Source organism: Nocardia sp. NPDC050408 (assembly GCF_044458905.1).
Lineage (GTDB): Bacteria > Actinomycetota > Actinomycetes > Mycobacteriales > Mycobacteriaceae > Nocardia.
In genome coordinates, this window is the sequence record NZ_JBITIL010000017.1 from 25879 (window position 1) to 41743 (window position 15865).

Annotated in this window: 11 protein-coding genes; 1 reads left to right on the top strand and 10 read right to left on the bottom strand. The window is 64.6% G+C overall.

Annotated features, from left to right (window positions below):
- The 6 genes from ACIBJI_RS33445 to ACIBJI_RS33470 all read right to left on the bottom strand — a co-directional run bounded on the left by ACIBJI_RS33445 (position 1) and on the right by ACIBJI_RS33470 (position 8646).
- A complete protein-coding gene (locus tag ACIBJI_RS33445; RefSeq protein ID WP_396958745.1) occupies positions 1 to 339 on the bottom strand; it encodes a TfoX/Sxy family protein in 339 nt (112 codons plus the stop codon).
- 47 nt (positions 340 to 386) lie between these two features.
- Positions 387 to 1373, bottom strand: a complete 987-nt coding sequence (locus ACIBJI_RS33450; protein ID WP_397087254.1) for an alpha/beta hydrolase — start codon at positions 1371 to 1373, stop codon at positions 387 to 389.
- 217 nt (positions 1374 to 1590) lie between these two features.
- Positions 1591 to 2331 carry a respiratory nitrate reductase subunit gamma gene (gene narI / locus ACIBJI_RS33455; RefSeq protein WP_364356834.1) on the bottom strand — a complete coding sequence of 247 codons (741 nt, stop codon included), beginning with the start codon at positions 2329 to 2331 and terminating at the stop codon, positions 1591 to 1593.
- Positions 2328 to 3008: a nitrate reductase molybdenum cofactor assembly chaperone gene (narJ, locus tag ACIBJI_RS33460; RefSeq protein WP_397087257.1), complete on the bottom strand. Its 681-nt coding sequence runs from the start codon at positions 3006 to 3008 to the stop codon at positions 2328 to 2330. Before narJ ends, narI begins: the two co-directional genes overlap by 4 nt.
- Before the next feature lie 25 nt (positions 3009 to 3033).
- Positions 3034 to 4743 carry a nitrate reductase subunit beta gene (narH, locus tag ACIBJI_RS33465; RefSeq protein WP_397087259.1) on the bottom strand — a complete coding sequence of 570 codons (1710 nt, stop codon included), beginning with the start codon at positions 4741 to 4743 and terminating at the stop codon, positions 3034 to 3036.
- Positions 4744 to 4866: 123 nt separating this feature from the next.
- Complete coding sequence (locus ACIBJI_RS33470; protein WP_397087261.1) at positions 4867 to 8646, bottom strand: nitrate reductase subunit alpha; 3780 nt, start codon at positions 8644 to 8646, stop codon at positions 4867 to 4869.
- 937 nt (positions 8647 to 9583) lie between these two features.
- Here ACIBJI_RS33470 and ACIBJI_RS33475 point away from each other — a divergent pair.
- The gene (locus tag ACIBJI_RS33475) at positions 9584 to 10378 is read left to right on the top strand and encodes a helix-turn-helix domain-containing protein (RefSeq protein ID WP_396958740.1); all 795 of its coding nucleotides are present in this window, start codon (positions 9584 to 9586) and stop codon (positions 10376 to 10378) included.
- 49 nt (positions 10379 to 10427) lie between these two features.
- Here ACIBJI_RS33475 and mtnC read toward each other — a convergent pair whose 3' ends face one another.
- The 4 genes from mtnC to ACIBJI_RS33495 form a co-directional block, all read right to left on the bottom strand.
- Positions 10428 to 11111, bottom strand: coding sequence for an acireductone synthase (mtnC, locus tag ACIBJI_RS33480; protein ID WP_364356819.1), 684 nt, complete (start codon positions 11109 to 11111; stop codon positions 10428 to 10430).
- Positions 11108 to 11683, bottom strand: coding sequence for a cupin (locus ACIBJI_RS33485; protein WP_364356816.1), 576 nt, complete (start codon positions 11681 to 11683; stop codon positions 11108 to 11110). Before ACIBJI_RS33485 ends, mtnC begins: the two co-directional genes overlap by 4 nt.
- Positions 11684 to 11687: 4 nt before the next feature.
- Positions 11688 to 13382, bottom strand: coding sequence for an S-methyl-5-thioribose-1-phosphate isomerase (gene mtnA / locus ACIBJI_RS33490; RefSeq protein WP_397087264.1), 1695 nt, complete (start codon positions 13380 to 13382; stop codon positions 11688 to 11690).
- Positions 13383 to 13481: 99 nt separating this feature from the next.
- A complete protein-coding gene (locus tag ACIBJI_RS33495; protein WP_397087266.1) occupies positions 13482 to 15794 on the bottom strand; it encodes an arylsulfatase in 2313 nt (770 codons plus the stop codon).
- Positions 15795 to 15865 lie beyond the last annotated feature (71 nt).

Below are 15865 nucleotides of genomic sequence, written 5' to 3' on the forward strand. Positions count from 1 at the left end.
CTATTTCTCCTTCGGCGGAAGCGAACGCGCGTAGCTGACGCCGCGGTCGACCCATTCATCGAGCGCTTCGTCGTCGGCGACGGCCGCGCCGTCGACCCGCAGCCAGTTGTTCATTTCGCGACCGCCCATCACCATCGCGCCGACGTATTCGCGGGCGAGCAGGGTGGTGCTCTCCTGCGGGTCGACGCGGACGAGCAGACCGCCCTGCCTGCTCGCCGCGACCGCCATATTGCCGTTGATCAGGAAGGCGAGGCCGCCGAACATCTTCTTCTCGCTCACCTCCGGCGTCGGGTCGATCAGCTCCCGTATCCGGTCGGCGAGCACCTTGTCATATGCCATACCGCATTGTCGACCAGGGTACCGACAAGTTCGTGACGAAACGTTTGTTACGCGCCCAAGGCGGCGGCGAACAGCGGCCAGGACTGGTGGACGTCGTCCTGCCAGTACGCCCAAGCGTGTGTAGCCGCCGGACGCAGATTCAGGGTGGCGGGAACACCTGCCGCGGCCAGCCGGTCTACGAAGGGGCGAGTGCAGCCGTCGATGACGGTCTCCATGACACCGCCGACCAGCATGCGATCGAGCAGGCGGATCGGATTACCGTCGATGCCGACATCGCCGAGGATTTCGTGCGGTCCGGGTGCGCCACTGCCCGACGAGACGTAGAGCGCCAAACCGCGCAGCCGATCGACGTGCAGCATGGGATCGTTCTCGGTCCAGGCCGGATTGTCCGGGGCACCCCACATGTTGTCCGCATTCGCGCCGAAGATCGCGAGTTCGGCGTGCACATAGGCATTGGCGGCGGGGTCACTGGTGCGCGGGCAGCCGCTGTAGGCGCCCACCGCCTGATACAGGCCGGGTGCGTTGATGGCCAGATTCAGTGCCGAGGTCGCCGACATCGACACGCCCGCAATGGCATTGCGTCCGGTCATCCCGAATCGCGAACCCAGCAGCGGCGGCAATTCCTGGGTCAGGAAGGTCGTCCATTTATTGCGGCCAAGGACCGGATCGTCGTTGAGCCAATCGGTGTAGTAGCTCGCGCGCCCACTCATCGGCACGATCACATTGACGTTCTTGTCCGCGAAGAAGTCGGCGACATCCGTGCGGGTCGTCCACGGGCCGCCGTCCTCGCCGCCGTCGGCCGCATTGAGCAGGTACAGCGCGGGCGCACCCGGACCGGGATGCGACATCCACAGCGTGATAGGCCGATTCATCGCCGCCGAATGGACTACGACCTCGAGCTGTCGGCCGCCCAGCGGCCGGACATCGAGAATCTGGGAGTCGGAATCGGCTCCGGCGGTTACGGGGATGGTCGCGGCGCAGACCGCTAGCAGGAAAACCAAGCATCGCGTAAGGGAGCGAAGCGAGCGAACCATCGGCACAGCGGAGCGAAGCGAGCGAACCATCGGCACAGCGGAGCGAAGCGAGCGAACCATCGGCACAGGGCGGTACATGGGTCGAATTCCTATCACGGCTGGTGGCGCGTCCTTGGTATTCGCCGGGTGTGTTTGCTGGCAAATAACACAGCCCCGCTCGCCCGATGAGGGCGGACGGGGCTGTGGGGCATCGGGTGAGAGGACCCGAACTCGTGGGTCAGCGCCAGGTTTCGGGCGTGACGGGGGCGTCCCAGGCGCGCGCGTAGCGACGCTTGTCCGGTGCGTTGGATTCCTTGGCGCGGTACACAATGTACGGCCGGGTCAGGTAGCCGACGGGCGCACTGAACATATGGACCAAGCGGGTGTAGGGCCAGATGGCGATGAGTGTCAACACGACGAGACCGTGCAGCTGGAAGGTCCACGGAGTGCCGACCATCAGCTCGGGCTGCGGATGAACCGTGAAAAGGCTACGGAACCACGGGGATACGGTCTCCCGATAATTGTAGGTGCCCCACAGCAGATTGCTGCCCCAGGTATTGAGCAGACCGGTGACCAGGGCGGCCGCCAGCAGCGCATACATGAGCTGGTCATTGCGTGTGGTGGCCTTGCGCACGGCGGGGACAGTGATCCGGCGGTAGAGCAGGATGCCGACGCCGAGGATGACCGCGAGTCCGGCGACCGAACCCGCCGCGACCGCGACCACGTGGTAGGTGTGCTCGGAGATGCCGACGGCATCGGTCCAGGATTCCGGAATCAGCACACCGAGTACATGTCCGCCGATGACGCCGAGCATGCCGAAGTGGAACAGCGGGCTGCCCAAGCGCAGCAGTCGGCTCTCGTAGATCTGGGACGACCGTGTGGTCCAACCAAATTGGTCGTTGCGGTAGCGCCACAGGTGGCCCAGCACGAACGAGGTGAAGGCCACATAGGGCAGCGTCATCCAGAAGGCAGTGGTCATCGGCGGGCTTCCGATCCGTCGAACAGCGATGGGTCCATGGCGAAGGGGTCGAGACCAACCTCTTCCTCGGGCGGTCCCTGGGCGGCGAGTTCGGCTATGCGACGCCGATCGGCAGTGGTCAGCGGCGGCAGGGTGGCAACGACCGCCGCCAGCACCGCGGCGTACGGGGATTGGTTGTCCAGCAGGGAAAGTCGCAGGAGTTCGATCACCGGAACGTGTTCGCCGAGTAGGCGTTCACCGCCGATCGGGTCGACGGTCGCGGCGAATTCCAGCAGCACCGGCAGGTGGTCGGGCAATTCCTCGTCACCGAGTTCGACACCGGCGTGCCGGTAGGCGTGCTTGAACCGCAACAGCGCCATACCGCGTTTGCGGGTGTCACCGTAGGCGTAGAACGTCAGGTGCATGCTGGAACGGCGGCGCATATCGAAGGTTTCGACGTACTGTTGGGCCAGCGTGAGCGGTGGGGTGGCGCGCAGATGGTGGATGAACTCCAGCAGCGGCGCACCTACCGCATCCGGCAATTGCGTTGCGGCATCATCGATCTGGTCGACGGTCGCCAACATCTGCTCACTCGGATAGTCGAGCAGCAGCGCGGCGATCCGCCACACCAGACGGCAATCGCGCTCGGATAGCTGAGCGACGGGTTCGGGCCTGCGGCGCACCTTCAGTAGTGCCATCGTGCGCCTCCGGGTGTCAGCGGATTCATTTGGTCGCTCCGGTCGGCGTCTGCGTGACCGAACCGTTGGCCGAACCATTTGTGGCCGCACCGTTTTTCGCCGAACCATTGGTGCCGTGCCCGTTGGCCCCGTTGCCGTTGCGCGTGGTGGGCAGCAGGCCGTCGGTGCTGCGCCCATCCCAGTTCAACAGGTTGATCCGATTCGACTTCTCCTCCGGCGTAGCGCCATTGGTATCGGTCAGATGGAACTTCTCCACCATCGTGTCGAATGCCGTCATACCCGGCCCGCCATCGGTATCCAGGCTGCATCCGGTCGCCAGCGAATCCAGTTCGTGTGCCTGCGAAGTCGCGCCGTGCGGAATCACATACCGGTGTTCGTATTTCGCGATGGCCAGCAGCCGGTACATCGCCTCGATTTCCTCCGGCTCCAACCGCACCGACGGTGCGATCGACGGATCCGGCTCCACACCGAGATTCACCGACCGCATGAACGACCGCATGGCCGCGAGCCGCTGCAGTGCGGCCCGCACCGGCCCGATCTCACCGGCGGTGAACAATTCGGCCAGGTATTCGACCGGAATGCGCAGCGCGTCGATGGCGCCGAACAGATTCGACGCGTCCTCGGCATCGTGGCCGGTCTCGGACAGCACATCCACCACCGGCGACAGTGGCGGCACATACCAAACCATCGGCATGGTCCGGTATTCCGGATGCAGCGGCAACGCGATCTGGTAATCGACGATCAATTTATAGACCGGCGAATTCTGCGCGGCGTCGATCCATTCCGGCGAGATCCCGGCCCGCTCGGCCTCCGCGATAACCCGCGGATCATGCGGATTGAGGAACACTCCGAGCTGCGAGGGATACAGATCCTTGGTTTCGGTGACCGAGGCCGCCGCCTCCACGGCATCCGCGTCGTACAGCATGACGCCGATGTAGCGCAGCCGACCGACGCAGGTCTCCGAACAGACCGTCGGAATACCGACTTCCACGCGCGGGTAGCAGAACGTGCACTTCTCCGCCTTGCCCGTCTTGTGGTTGAAGTAGATCTTCTTGTACGGGCAGCCGCTGACGCACTGTCGCCAGCCGCGGCATTTGTCCTGGTCGACGAGCACAATGCCGTCCTCGGACCGTTTGTAGATCGCACCCGACGGGCACGAGGCCACACATGACGGATTGAGGCAGTGCTCGCAGATCCGCGGCAGGTAGAACATGAAGGTCTGTTCGAACTCCAGCTTCACCTGGTCCGACAGCTTGGCCAGCAGCGGGTCCTTACCGACCTGCTCCGGTCCGGAGCCCAGGTCGTCATCCCAGTTGGCGCCCCAGGTGATCTTCGTATCTTGGCCGGTGATCAGCGATTTCGGCCGCGCGACCGGACTGGTGTCCATCGCGGGCGCGGACAGCAGGTTGTCGTAGTCGTAGCTCCACGGCTCGTAATAGTCCGAAACCGTGGGCAGATCCGGATTGGCGAAGATATTGAGCAGGCGCTTCAGGCGGGAACCGGACTTGAGGGTCAGCTTGCCGCGCTTGTTGAGCGTCCAGCCGCCCTTCCACTTCTCCTGGTCCTGGTACTGCCGTGGATAACCCTGTCCGGGACGGGTTTCCACATTGTTGAACCACATGTACTCGGTGCCACCGCGGTTGGTCCACGCCTGCTTGCAGGTGACGCTGCAGGTGTGACAACCGATGCACTTGTCCAGGTTCATCACCATGGCCATCTGTGCCATGACACGCATGTCAGTACTCCACTTCTTGGTTGCGCCCATCGAGCGGAGCGTCGTGACCTCGTCGGATCATGTCAGTACTCCACTTCTTGGTTGCGCCCATCGAGCGGAGCGTCGTGACCTCGTCGGATCATGTCAGTACTCCACCTCTTGGTTGCGCCGTCGAATGGTCGTAACCTCGTCGCGCTGATTTCCGGTGGGCCCGTGGTAGTTCAGCGCGAAGGACTGCTGCGCATAACCGCCGATGAGATGCGATGGCTTGATCATGATGCGAGTCAGCGCGTTGTGAATGCCGCCGCGCTTACCCTTGCCCGGCTGCTTATCCGGTGCGCCCCAATCGAATCCGCCCGGCGCACCCTCGATGCGCGGCACATCCACCGCCCGGTCCTGGGCGTGGTACATGAACACCGTGCCCTCGGGCATCCGGTGGCTGACAATGGCTCGCGCGACAACCACGCCATTGCGGTTGACCGCCTCGATCCAATCATTGTCCGACACACCGATTTTCGCGGCATCCCTATCGGACATCCAGATCGACTGCCCACCGCGCGAGAGCGTCAGCATGTGCAGGTTGTCCTGGTATGCCGAGTGGATGGACCACTTGGAATGCGGGGTCAGGTACCGAACGGTGACGCCGTTGTCACCGACGGACCCCACCCCTGGCTCGCTGAACAGCGCGCTCATATCGAGCGGTGGCCGGAATACCGGCAGTTGCTCGCCGAGTTCGGCCATCCAGTCGTGATCGAGGTAGAAGTGCTGGCGCCCGGTCAGGGTGTGCCACGGCTTGAGTCGTTCGGTATTGATGGTGAACGGCGAATACCGCCGTCCGCCGGTCTCGCTGCCCGACCACTCGGGCGAGGTGATTACCGGTACCGGCCGAGATTGGGTGTCCGCGAAGGTGATTCGCTTACCCTCGTGCTCAGCGGCGAGATCGGCCAACTCGGTTCCGGTGCGCCGCTCCAGCGCTTGGAAGCCTTCGACCGCAAGCCGGCCGTTGGTGGTGCCCGACAGCGAGAGAATCGCCTCGGCCGCGTGGGTGTCCTTGGCCAGCGACGGACGCCCCTGGGCCACACCGGAAACCACGGTGCCGTTCACCCCGGCGAGGTAGGCCACCTCTTCGTTCGGGTGCGTGGTGACGCCCTTGGTGGTGACACCGAGCGTATCGATCAGCGGTCCGAGCGCGGCCATCTTCTCCGCGACTTTCGGATAGTCCCGCTCGACCACGACCAGCTTCGGCATGGTCTTACCCGGAATCGGCTCGCACTCACCGGCTTTCCAGTCCAGTACGCGGCCACCGGCCTGCGCCAGCGCATCCGGCGAATCGTGCTGCAGCGGTACCGCGACGATATCTTTGCGCTTGCCCAGATGCTTCTCGGCCATCCAGGAGAATCCGCGCGCGATCCGGTGGAACGCCTCGAAGTCCGTCTTGGCCTCCCACGGCGGGGAGATCGCGGGGGAGAAGGCGTGCACGAACGGGTGCATATCGGTGGAGGACAGATCGTGCTTCTCGTACCAGGTTGCCGCGGGCAGCACGATATCGGAGAACAGCGTGGTGCTGGTCATCCGGAAGTCCAGCGACAAAAGCAGATCCAGCTTTCCGCTCGGTGCCTCCTCGCGCCAGACCAGCTCCTGCGGCCGCACACCGGCGGCATCGGTGGTCTGCAGATTGGAGTCCGCGCCGAGCAGGTGCTTGTGGAAGTACTCGTTGCCCTTACCGGAGGAGCCGAGCAGATTCGCCCGCCACACGGTCAGGCAGCGCGGAAAGTTCTCCGGCGCATCGGGGTCCTCACAGGCGAAGCGCAGGTCACCGGATTTCAGCCCGTCCACCACATGTTCGGGTGCGGTCTTGCCGGCGGCCTCGGCCTCGTCCACCAGATCCAGCGGATTGCGGTCGAAGGTCGGATAACTCGGCATCCAACCGAGGCGGCTGGCCAGCGCGATATTGTCCGCAGCGGTGCGGCCCGCGAATTTCCCGGTGCCCAGCGGTGAGGCGAAGGACTGCGCGGTGAACGGGTCGTAGCGCCACTGGTCATTGCTGAGGTACCAGAACACCGTGCCCTGCATCTGACGCGGCGATCGCTGCCAGTCCAGCCCGAAAGCAAGGGTGGACCAACCGGTTACCGGACGACACTTCTCCTGGCCGACATAATGCGCCCAACCGCCGCCGTTGACGCCCTGACAGCCGGTGAGCAGGGTCAGCGTGAAGAAGGAGCGGTAGATCTGGTCGGAGTGGAACCAGTGATTGGTGCCCGCACCCATCAGGATCATCGAGCGGCCGCCGGATTTATCGGCGTTATCGGCGAATTCGCGGGCGATCCGTTGCGCCTGTGCGGCCGGTACGCCGGTAATTACTTCCTGCCAGGCCGGGGTGTAGGGCTCCGCGGCATCGTCGTAGCCGGTCGGCCAGGTGCCGGGCAGCCCGTCGCGTCCCACGCCGTACTGCGCGAGCAACAGATCGAACACCGTGGTGACCCGCCTACCCGCGACGGTGATCGTCGGCACGCCGCGCACCAGCACGCCCGCGGTATCGGTATCGAAGCGCGGCAGCTGCACCGCGACCGGGCGCTGGTCGGCGCGGTCGTGCAGGGTCAGCAGCGGATCGACGCCCTCGAGGTCCAGATTCCACTTGCCCGCATCACCCTCGGTGAAGCGATGTCCGAGTGAACCATTGGGTACCACCGGATTGCCCTGCGCATCGAGCAACACCATTTTGTGCTCGGCGGTCTCGTCGGTGTGGCCGAGGTCTGCGGCGGTGAGGAATTTGCCTGGCAGCGCACCGTCGTGGTGGTAGTTGCCATTGGCGTCCCAGCCCTCCGGATCGTCGAGGCATACCAGGAACGGCAGGTCGGTGTAGCGCTTGACGTAGTCGAGGAACCGGGGCGTGCTGCGCTCGACGAAGAATTCCTTGAGGATCACATGACCCATCGACATGGCAAGGGCCGCATCGGTTCCCGGTCGCGCGGGCACCCATTCATCGGCGAACTTGGTGTTGTCCGCATAGTCGGGCGAGACCACCACGACCTTCTGACCGCGGTAGCGCGCCTCGGTCATGTAGTGCGCGTCCGGGGTCCGGGTCACCGGCACATTCGAACCCCACATGATGAGGTAGCCCGCGTCGAACCAGTCGGCCGATTCCGGCACATCGGTCTGATCGCCGAAGACCTGCGGGGAGGCCACCGGCAGGTCGGCGTACCAGTCGTAGAACGACAGCATCGAGCCGCCGAGCATCGAAATGAATCGTGCGCCGACGGCATGGCTGACCATCGACATGGCCGGAATGGGGGAGAATCCGGCCACCCGGTCGGGCCCGTATTTCTTGATCGTGTGCACGTGTGCGGCGGCCGCGATTTCGGCGGCCTCCCACCATTCCGCGCGCACGAATCCGCCCTTGCCGCGAGCGGACTTGTAGCGCTTGGCCTTTTCCGGATCCTCGACAACCGCTTCCCAGGCCAGTACCGGATCCTTGAGCCGCTCCTTCGCCTCGCGGTACAGCTCGAGCAGCACGCCGCGCACATACGGATAGCGCACCCGCGCGGGGGAGTAGGTGTACCAGGAGAAGGACGCGCCACGCGGGCAGCCGCGCGGTTCGTATTCGGGCTTGTCCGCACCGACCGAGGGATAGTCCGTCTGCTGCGACTCCCAGGTGATCACGCCGTCCTTGACGTAGATCTTCCAGGAGCAGGACCCGGTGCAGTTGACCCCGTGCGTGGAGCGCACCACCTTGTCGTGCGACCAGCGGTCCCGATAGAACTCGTCGGCACTGCGCCCGCCCACCTGGTGCAGGCTGCGCTGATCCGCCGAGACCTCGCCCCGGTGGAAATATTTGCCGAGACGCAGCAATGCGTCACTCGCGTCGGTAGATTGCCGATCGGCCGAATCGGAGGACGCGGAAGCCTGAGTGCGCGAATTAACCACGACGCCCCCTTCGAGCTGTGAAATCGGGCTGTTGCACCGACTGTAAGGAGGTCGCGACGCACGTCCAAACGAATCTCTCACAGCCCGCACCGATCGATCGTGAGGTGTGAGGTCGACGCAACGTGGCGGTCACCGCGCGATTGCCGCGAAATGCCGAAGACATCGATGTGACCAGGGCTGATCCGCCCTGACCGGCCGAAATGCGGCTTGCGGATGGTGTTTCGGGGACTAGCCGGTGATGCTTTGGAAACCACTGGTTCTCAGGCGGTTTACATTTGTTAACACATCCGGCGGGGGCTCGAGAGGTCGATTCCGCACCCGCGCGCTGTGCTCGAACCGCCTCGCGCAAAGTCATTCTGCGGGCTGCGGATCCATTCGCTGTCGGTTTGCCAATGGTTTCGACGATGGGGATCTCGCCCGATTATTCTTCGGCGCATGGAGCGCTTCGAGGGGCCATCGAGTACCGCAGCGGCGGCTGTGCGTAGGTCGCGGTGCCCGCCGCGGCGCTCGGGGTGGCCGTCGCATCCCGCTTCACACGGTCCGGCCTTAGTGCGGCGTCCCGCCCGGTGTGCCGCATCGAGAAGTGGGCGAGCTAGCGCCTTGTCCAGATAGCCTGCTCCGTCACCCGCTTCGGCCGCTCGCCGAGCGTAGTCGTGCGGCGGTCGATGCGGCGCGGGCGACCACCATTCGGCTGCGTCCGGAACCCTCCGAACCAGGGCTCGATACGGCGGAAGTTATCTGGAGGCGGCACCAGCTTCGCGGCTGTGGCGTGAATGTTATTGGTGCTCTACGACATTCGTGCTGGGTGTGGCGGTCGGCAAACGGACACGGGGTCGGAAATTAGAGCAAACACGTCGTTTAATATTGGATCGGCTCGCCTTCTGTGCAGACTGCCAACTTTGTTGATACATCTACAGTTTCATGGGAGTGTATTGCTGTGCCAAGCAGGTCGACCGATGGCGCCGACGGGGCTCGAGTGCGCCCGCCCACGTTCGGGGGCGAGTTGCGCAGACTGCGCGACGATCGACGCATTTCTCGGGAAAAGCTGGCATTCGCCGCGGGCGTGAGCACTAGCTATATCACCCACCTGGAGGCCGGCGACCGCGAACATCCCACCAGGACGGTGGTGAATGCGCTGGTCGGATATCTGGATCGGATCGCGCCGCTCACCGATGCCGAACGCAGACTGTTTTTCGATCTGGCCGGATTGGGCGTGGACCGATTTCCCTCCGTACTCGAACTGCGCAATGAGATCGGCGCGGATATGCGCGATGGACTGCGCCTGCACGAGCCGAATGCGGCGGGCTATGTCGATACCCGGTGGAATGTGCTGTCCTGTAATGACTCCTACGCGGCAGCATTTCCCGGTCTGATCGACGATGTGAATGTGCTGCGCTGGTTCTTCGGCAACGAGCTGTCCAAACAGGTCATGGTCGAATGGGAGCGCGAGGCCGCGCTCACCGTCGACTGGCTGCGCGGACTGATCGGTCAGTCCGGCGATACCGCCTGGTCCATCGAATTCCTCGACGAACTCGGCGCGTATCCGGACTTCCGCAGAATGTGGGCCGCGGGCGGCACCACCTACGGTCGGGATCGGCCCATGCATCTGCGGGATCTGGGGTCCGGGGAGTGCCATCGCCTCGATGTCCAACTGTTCCGGGTGGATTCGGGTAATCATCCCGGCAGGATCCAATTCTTCCTCGGCATCCCGAGTCGGTGTGTCGATCACTGACCAGCACGGCGGCCTAGCGTGGTCCTCCCGTTGATCGGCGTGCAGACTCTCAGAATAGAGTCAGTTCCGCGAACGATGAGATCCAATGATGCGGCGGGCGTGCGGGATTCGGCTCGCCGGGCCGGTGGACACCGGTCACCGACCAGCCCGCGGTGACGGCGGCATCGAGTTCGTCGGGATGGTCGGACAGGAACAGGATGCGATCGGCGGGCGAGCCGATGGCGCCGGCGATCTTTTCATAGGAGGCGGGTTCGCGTTTCGGGCCCGCGCTGGACAGGTCGAAATAGCCGCTGATCAGTGCGGCCAGCTCGCCGCCGCGGGCGAAGGTGAACCAATCCTTTTGGTTGCGTACCGATCCCGAGGAGTAGACGTAAAGCCGAACACCAGCGGTGTGCCAGGCGGCGAGGGCGGGCGCGACGTCCGGGAAGAACTCCCCGTGCAGCGCGCCGTTGCGGAAACCCTCGGCACAGATGATGCCCTGCGCGGCCTTGAGCGGTTCGGCCTTCATATCGGAGCCGAGCCAGTCGCGCAGGATCGCGGCGATCTCGTCGGTGTCGGCATCGGGGCGGCCGGCGAGTTCGCGGGTGGCCGCGATAATGGGCTCGGCCGCAGCCGTGCGGTTTTCGGCCAGCCATACGGGCAGGCGGGCGCGGGTGTAGCCGTAGAGGTCCTCGCGCACCGAACTGGTCGGGCTGGTGGTGCCCTCGATATCGACGACGATGGTGGTGATCACGAGGCCGTCAGCAGCTGATCGAGGGTCGGGAAACCGGAGCTGATGGGGTCACCGGTGAAATCGCCGACCCAGCCGTCTTCCTCCTCGAAGAAGCGGATGGCGATGAAATCGGGCCGAGTGCCCATATCGAACCAGTGCAGCGTGCCCGCTGGGACCGAAAGCAGGTCCCCGCCTTCGCATACCGTCGCCACCACCTCGTCACCGAGATGCAGATAGAAGCACCCGCGTCCGGCCGCGAAGAACCGCACCTCGTCCTCGGCATGCCGATGCTCGTTGAGGAACTTCTCCCGCGCGCCCTCGGCGATCTGCGGCCACTCCGGATTCGCGTCGTCCGGATGGATGCGGGCGATATCGATATGCTTGTAGCGGCCGGAGGCATTCAATTCGGCCACGCGCTCGTCGTATTCGGCGAGTAATTTGTCCGACGCGGTCTCGGTGGCCTTGTCCAGCACCGGCCAGCGGTCGAAAGTAATACCGCGGACAGCCAATTCGGCTCCGATCACCGCATCGTCGATGGTGCGCAGCAGTACCCTGTCGGCATCGTCGGCGGCCATAACCTGCAACAACGTCATGATGTCAGTCCAATCTCGCGGATCTCGTTCGGATTGCACGCTGATCGTTTCGAGCGACCTGCAAGCAATCGCTGGCGGTGAAGGCCTGCTGATGGCCGGTGCGGGTCACCAGCTCGCACAGGGCCTCGAGGCATTCGGCGCGGTCGCGTGCCTGGGAAAGATTGTCTCCCCATGTGGTGACCCCATGACCGGCGATAGCCAATACTGGTGCCGCAGCGGGGTTTGCGAGTAAATATGCCTCGATATCCGCGCCGATACGCGCGACGTCGGACCAATTCGGGAAGACGGGCAGGTCGAGGACGGTCGGATAGGTGCCATCCGGCTCCTTGGCCACCAGCCCTTTGATGAGTTCGTAGTCGGTGATTCGCAGGGTGGTCAGTGCGTCGGGGGAGCCGGAGCGCGTCGCGGCGGTTGTCGCGTAGGGCGGATGAATGTGGACAACGGCGCCAGCATCGGTGGTTCGGTATACCGCCGTGTGAATTGTGGTCTCAGCCGAGGGCTTCCGCTGCTGATTCGGCGTCGGCGCGGAATCGGCAATGTGGACGGTCACCATATCCGCGCTGGTCAATTCGCCCTTGGACAAACCGCTGCCGGTGATCACCGCGGTATCGCCGGTCCGCACCGAGATATTGCCCGCCGTGCCCGGCATCCAGCCCCGCCCGTACAACTCGCGGGCTACCTCGGCGATGGCCGCACCTTCGGTGTTCGCGCCATACACGACACCCATCTCGGTGACAACCGCCGTCACCAACTCCGCAGGCGTCACATCGAAGGCCGGATTGAACACCTCGGTACCGACGGGAGCCGTTGTGACACCACCGAATCCGGTCACCTCGGCCGCGGCCCGCTGTTCGACGACGATATCGGCACCGGTCGCCATCTTCGGATCACGCGTCGACTCGGGTGCGACCACAATGAACGGAATGCCATGGTGATGGGCCGCGATCGCGAGCCCGTAGGTGCCGACCTTGTTCGCGACATCGCCATTGGCGCTCACCCGGTCCGCGCCGACCAGCACACAGTCGACCTGACCGGTCGCCATCGCCCAGGCAGCGGCCGAATCGATGGTGAGCCGATGCGGTATACCAGCCTCGGCCAGCTCCCAGGCCGTCAGCCGGGCACCCTGCAATAGCGGTCGGGTCTCGTCGACCAGGACGTTCTCGATCGCACCGCGCTCCGACAGCACCCGCATCGCCCCGATTGCGGTGCCGAAGGCGCTGGTCGCCAGCCGCCCCGTGTTGCAGTGCGTGAGCACCCGCAGCGGCCGGTCCGGGCACAGCCGCTGCACGAGATCGGCGGCATGGGTGGCGGCGGCCTGGTTGACCCTGCCGTCTTCGGCCAGCATGGCCAGGGTTTCAGCGAGTACCGCATCCGCACCCAACGGCACCTTGGTCAGTACCCGCCGCACACCCCAGGCCAGATTGACCGCGGTGGGCCGGGCGTCCGCGATCCGCGCGGCATCCGCCTCGGCGCGCGCCACATCTACGACACCATCGGTGGTATGCGCGGCGGTGGCGATGACCACGCCGAACGCACCGGCGATGCCGATCGCGGGGGCACCGCGGATGGCCAGTGTCTTGATCGCGTCGATGACCTGGTCGACCGTGCTGAGCCGCAGCTCGCGCACCTCGTGCGGCAGTTCGCGCTGGTCGATGGTGACCAGCGCACCGTCGTCCCAGATCAGGGAACTGTCGTCCATCAGGTGCGTCCTTCGGTCGTGCGGAGTGGGGTGTTGTCCCTGGTCAACGGTATCGGACGGGCGGTGCCGCCGGAAATCCGAGTCGTCGGAGCAGCTGGCTCATTCCGCGATGAACTCCGCCTCGCGCTCGACCGCGTCGATGGTCTGCCGGCGCACCTGGATCGGGCCGGGGGTGTAGGTGATCGCGCGCAGGTCGCCGGTGAAGCGGAAGGCGCCGCGGCGTTCGCGCAGCTCCCAGGAGACCGGGCCGCGGGCATCGACGCCGACGGAGATACCGGTCCACGGTGACATGCCGACGAGTTGCACCTGATCGCGCAATTCCGGACCGGGTACGCCATCGATCTCGATGACGAAATCCGAGCGCAACCGGGGACGCACGATGGCGCGCACTGTGATCCGCTGGACACCCGCCGCGAGCGGCTCGCTCGTCACGGCGTTGTAGACGCCATAGCTGTTGAGCCCGAATATGACTCGGCCGTTCTCGAGGTAGAGCACATAGCCGCCGAGCGGATCACCGTGCGCGACGAGCACACCCTCGTCACCGGGGTGGTACCCGCCGATTTCGGCTTCGATCGTGAAGTCGCGGTAGGCGATCAGTCGCTGCGAGCGATAGCGCTCCAGAGTCGGTGTGCCCGGCAGCAGTCGTACCGGCGCGGAGAAGCGCCGCTCTTTCGGTCGGCGCTGTGCGAGATCCTGACGGGTGACAAGCGGAAAAACCGTATTCGCCCAGGCGGATTCGTCCCAAGCGGCGGCGAGTTCGGCGACTTTATCCGGGAACTGCTCCGAAAGATCGTGCAGTTCGGTCGGATCCGTGCGAACGTCGAACAGCTGCCACTGCGGCGCATCGATATCGGTGCCGGGCTCATAGAGCGAGAGCAGTTTCCAGCCGTCGCGGTAGAAACCCCGATTGCCGACCATTTCCGAGTACTGCTCGGTGTGCTTGGAAATCGCCTGCGGATCGCGCAGCGTCTCGACCGCGGAAATGCCATCGAAATCCTTGGCGGGCAAGCCGTTACGCACACTCGGTCGCCGCAGCCCGGCCAGCTCCAGCAGGGTGGGCGCGAGATCGGTGACGTAGGTGTACTCGTGCCGGATGCCGTCATCGGCCGCGGTGCGCGGCAGTCCTCTCGGCCAGGACAGCAGGAATGGCACCCGTACCCCGCCCGCGAAGGTCTGGCCCTTGTAGAAGCGGAATGGCGTATTGGAGGCCTGGCCCCAGCCGCGCGGATAGTGCACACCCAGTTTCGCGGTGCCGATCAACTCCTCGTCATGCGGTACGTCACCGACCCAGTCCGGATCGGTGATATGGGCGAATTCGGCGAAATAGGTGCGGGTGCCCTCCGGTCCGCCCTCCGCGGTGCCGCCGTTATCCGAGGTGAACACAACGATGGTGTTGTCGAGTTCGCCCAATTGCTCGAGGGTGTCGAGGATGCGGCCCAGGCTCTGGTCGATGCTGTCGACCATGCCCGCGTAAACCTCCATATACCTGGCAAAGCGCCGTTGCTCCTCGGGCGTGAGCGAATCCCATTCCGCGGCTTCGTATCCCGGTTCGGTATTGCGCGGCTTCTGCTTTGTCCCTTCCGGGAAAAGGCCTGCGGCAAGCTGATCGGCGAAGCGGGTCTGTCGCAGTTTGTCCCAGCCCTCGCGGTAGCGGCCGCGGTACTTGGCCAGATCCTCCGGCTTGGCCTGCAACGGTCCGTGCATGGCGACATGGGCAAAATACAGGAAGAACGGTTTGGCTGCATCGTGTGCGCGCAGATCCTTGATATAGCTGATCGCCTTATCGGTCAGATCGTCGGTGAGGTAGTACCCCTCGGGATATTCCTCGATATCGACCACCGAGGAGTCCGAAACCAGCTGATTCGGATAGTAGAAGGAGTTCAGTCCTTCCAGCGAACCGTAGTAGCGGTCGAAGCCGCGCTGGGTCGGCCACGAATCCCGATGTGCCGCAGGGTTCATCGTGGCATCGCGGACCAGATGCCATTTGCCGACCGCATAGGTGGCATAGCCGTTGGCGCGCAGTATTTCCGGCAGGGTCAGCACATCGTCGGCGAGTTCCAGACGCAGACCGGGATATCCGGGATCGGCATTCGCGACGAAGCCGAAACCGGCACGGTGCGCATTGATTCCGGTCAGCAGCGAGGCGCGCGAGGGCGAGCACAGCGGGGTGGTGTGGTAATTGGTGAGCCGAAGACCATTGGCGGCCAGCCGATCCAGAGTCGGGGTCTCGATCTCGGAGCCGAACGGGCCGATATCGCTGTATCCCATGTCATCGATGAGCACCACGATGATGTTGGGCGCACCCTCGGGGGCGGTGGGCGGATAGGTCCATTCGGGTGTGGAGTCAGCGGTGGTGCGCCCGATGGCGCCGGTGAAACCTTCATAACCGCGAGCATGGGATCCGACAGGCATCATGGCAGTCAAAGCCGCCACCCGCCGAGGTCACCAGCCTTTGGCGCACCGTGCGCCTAAACGCTGACCGC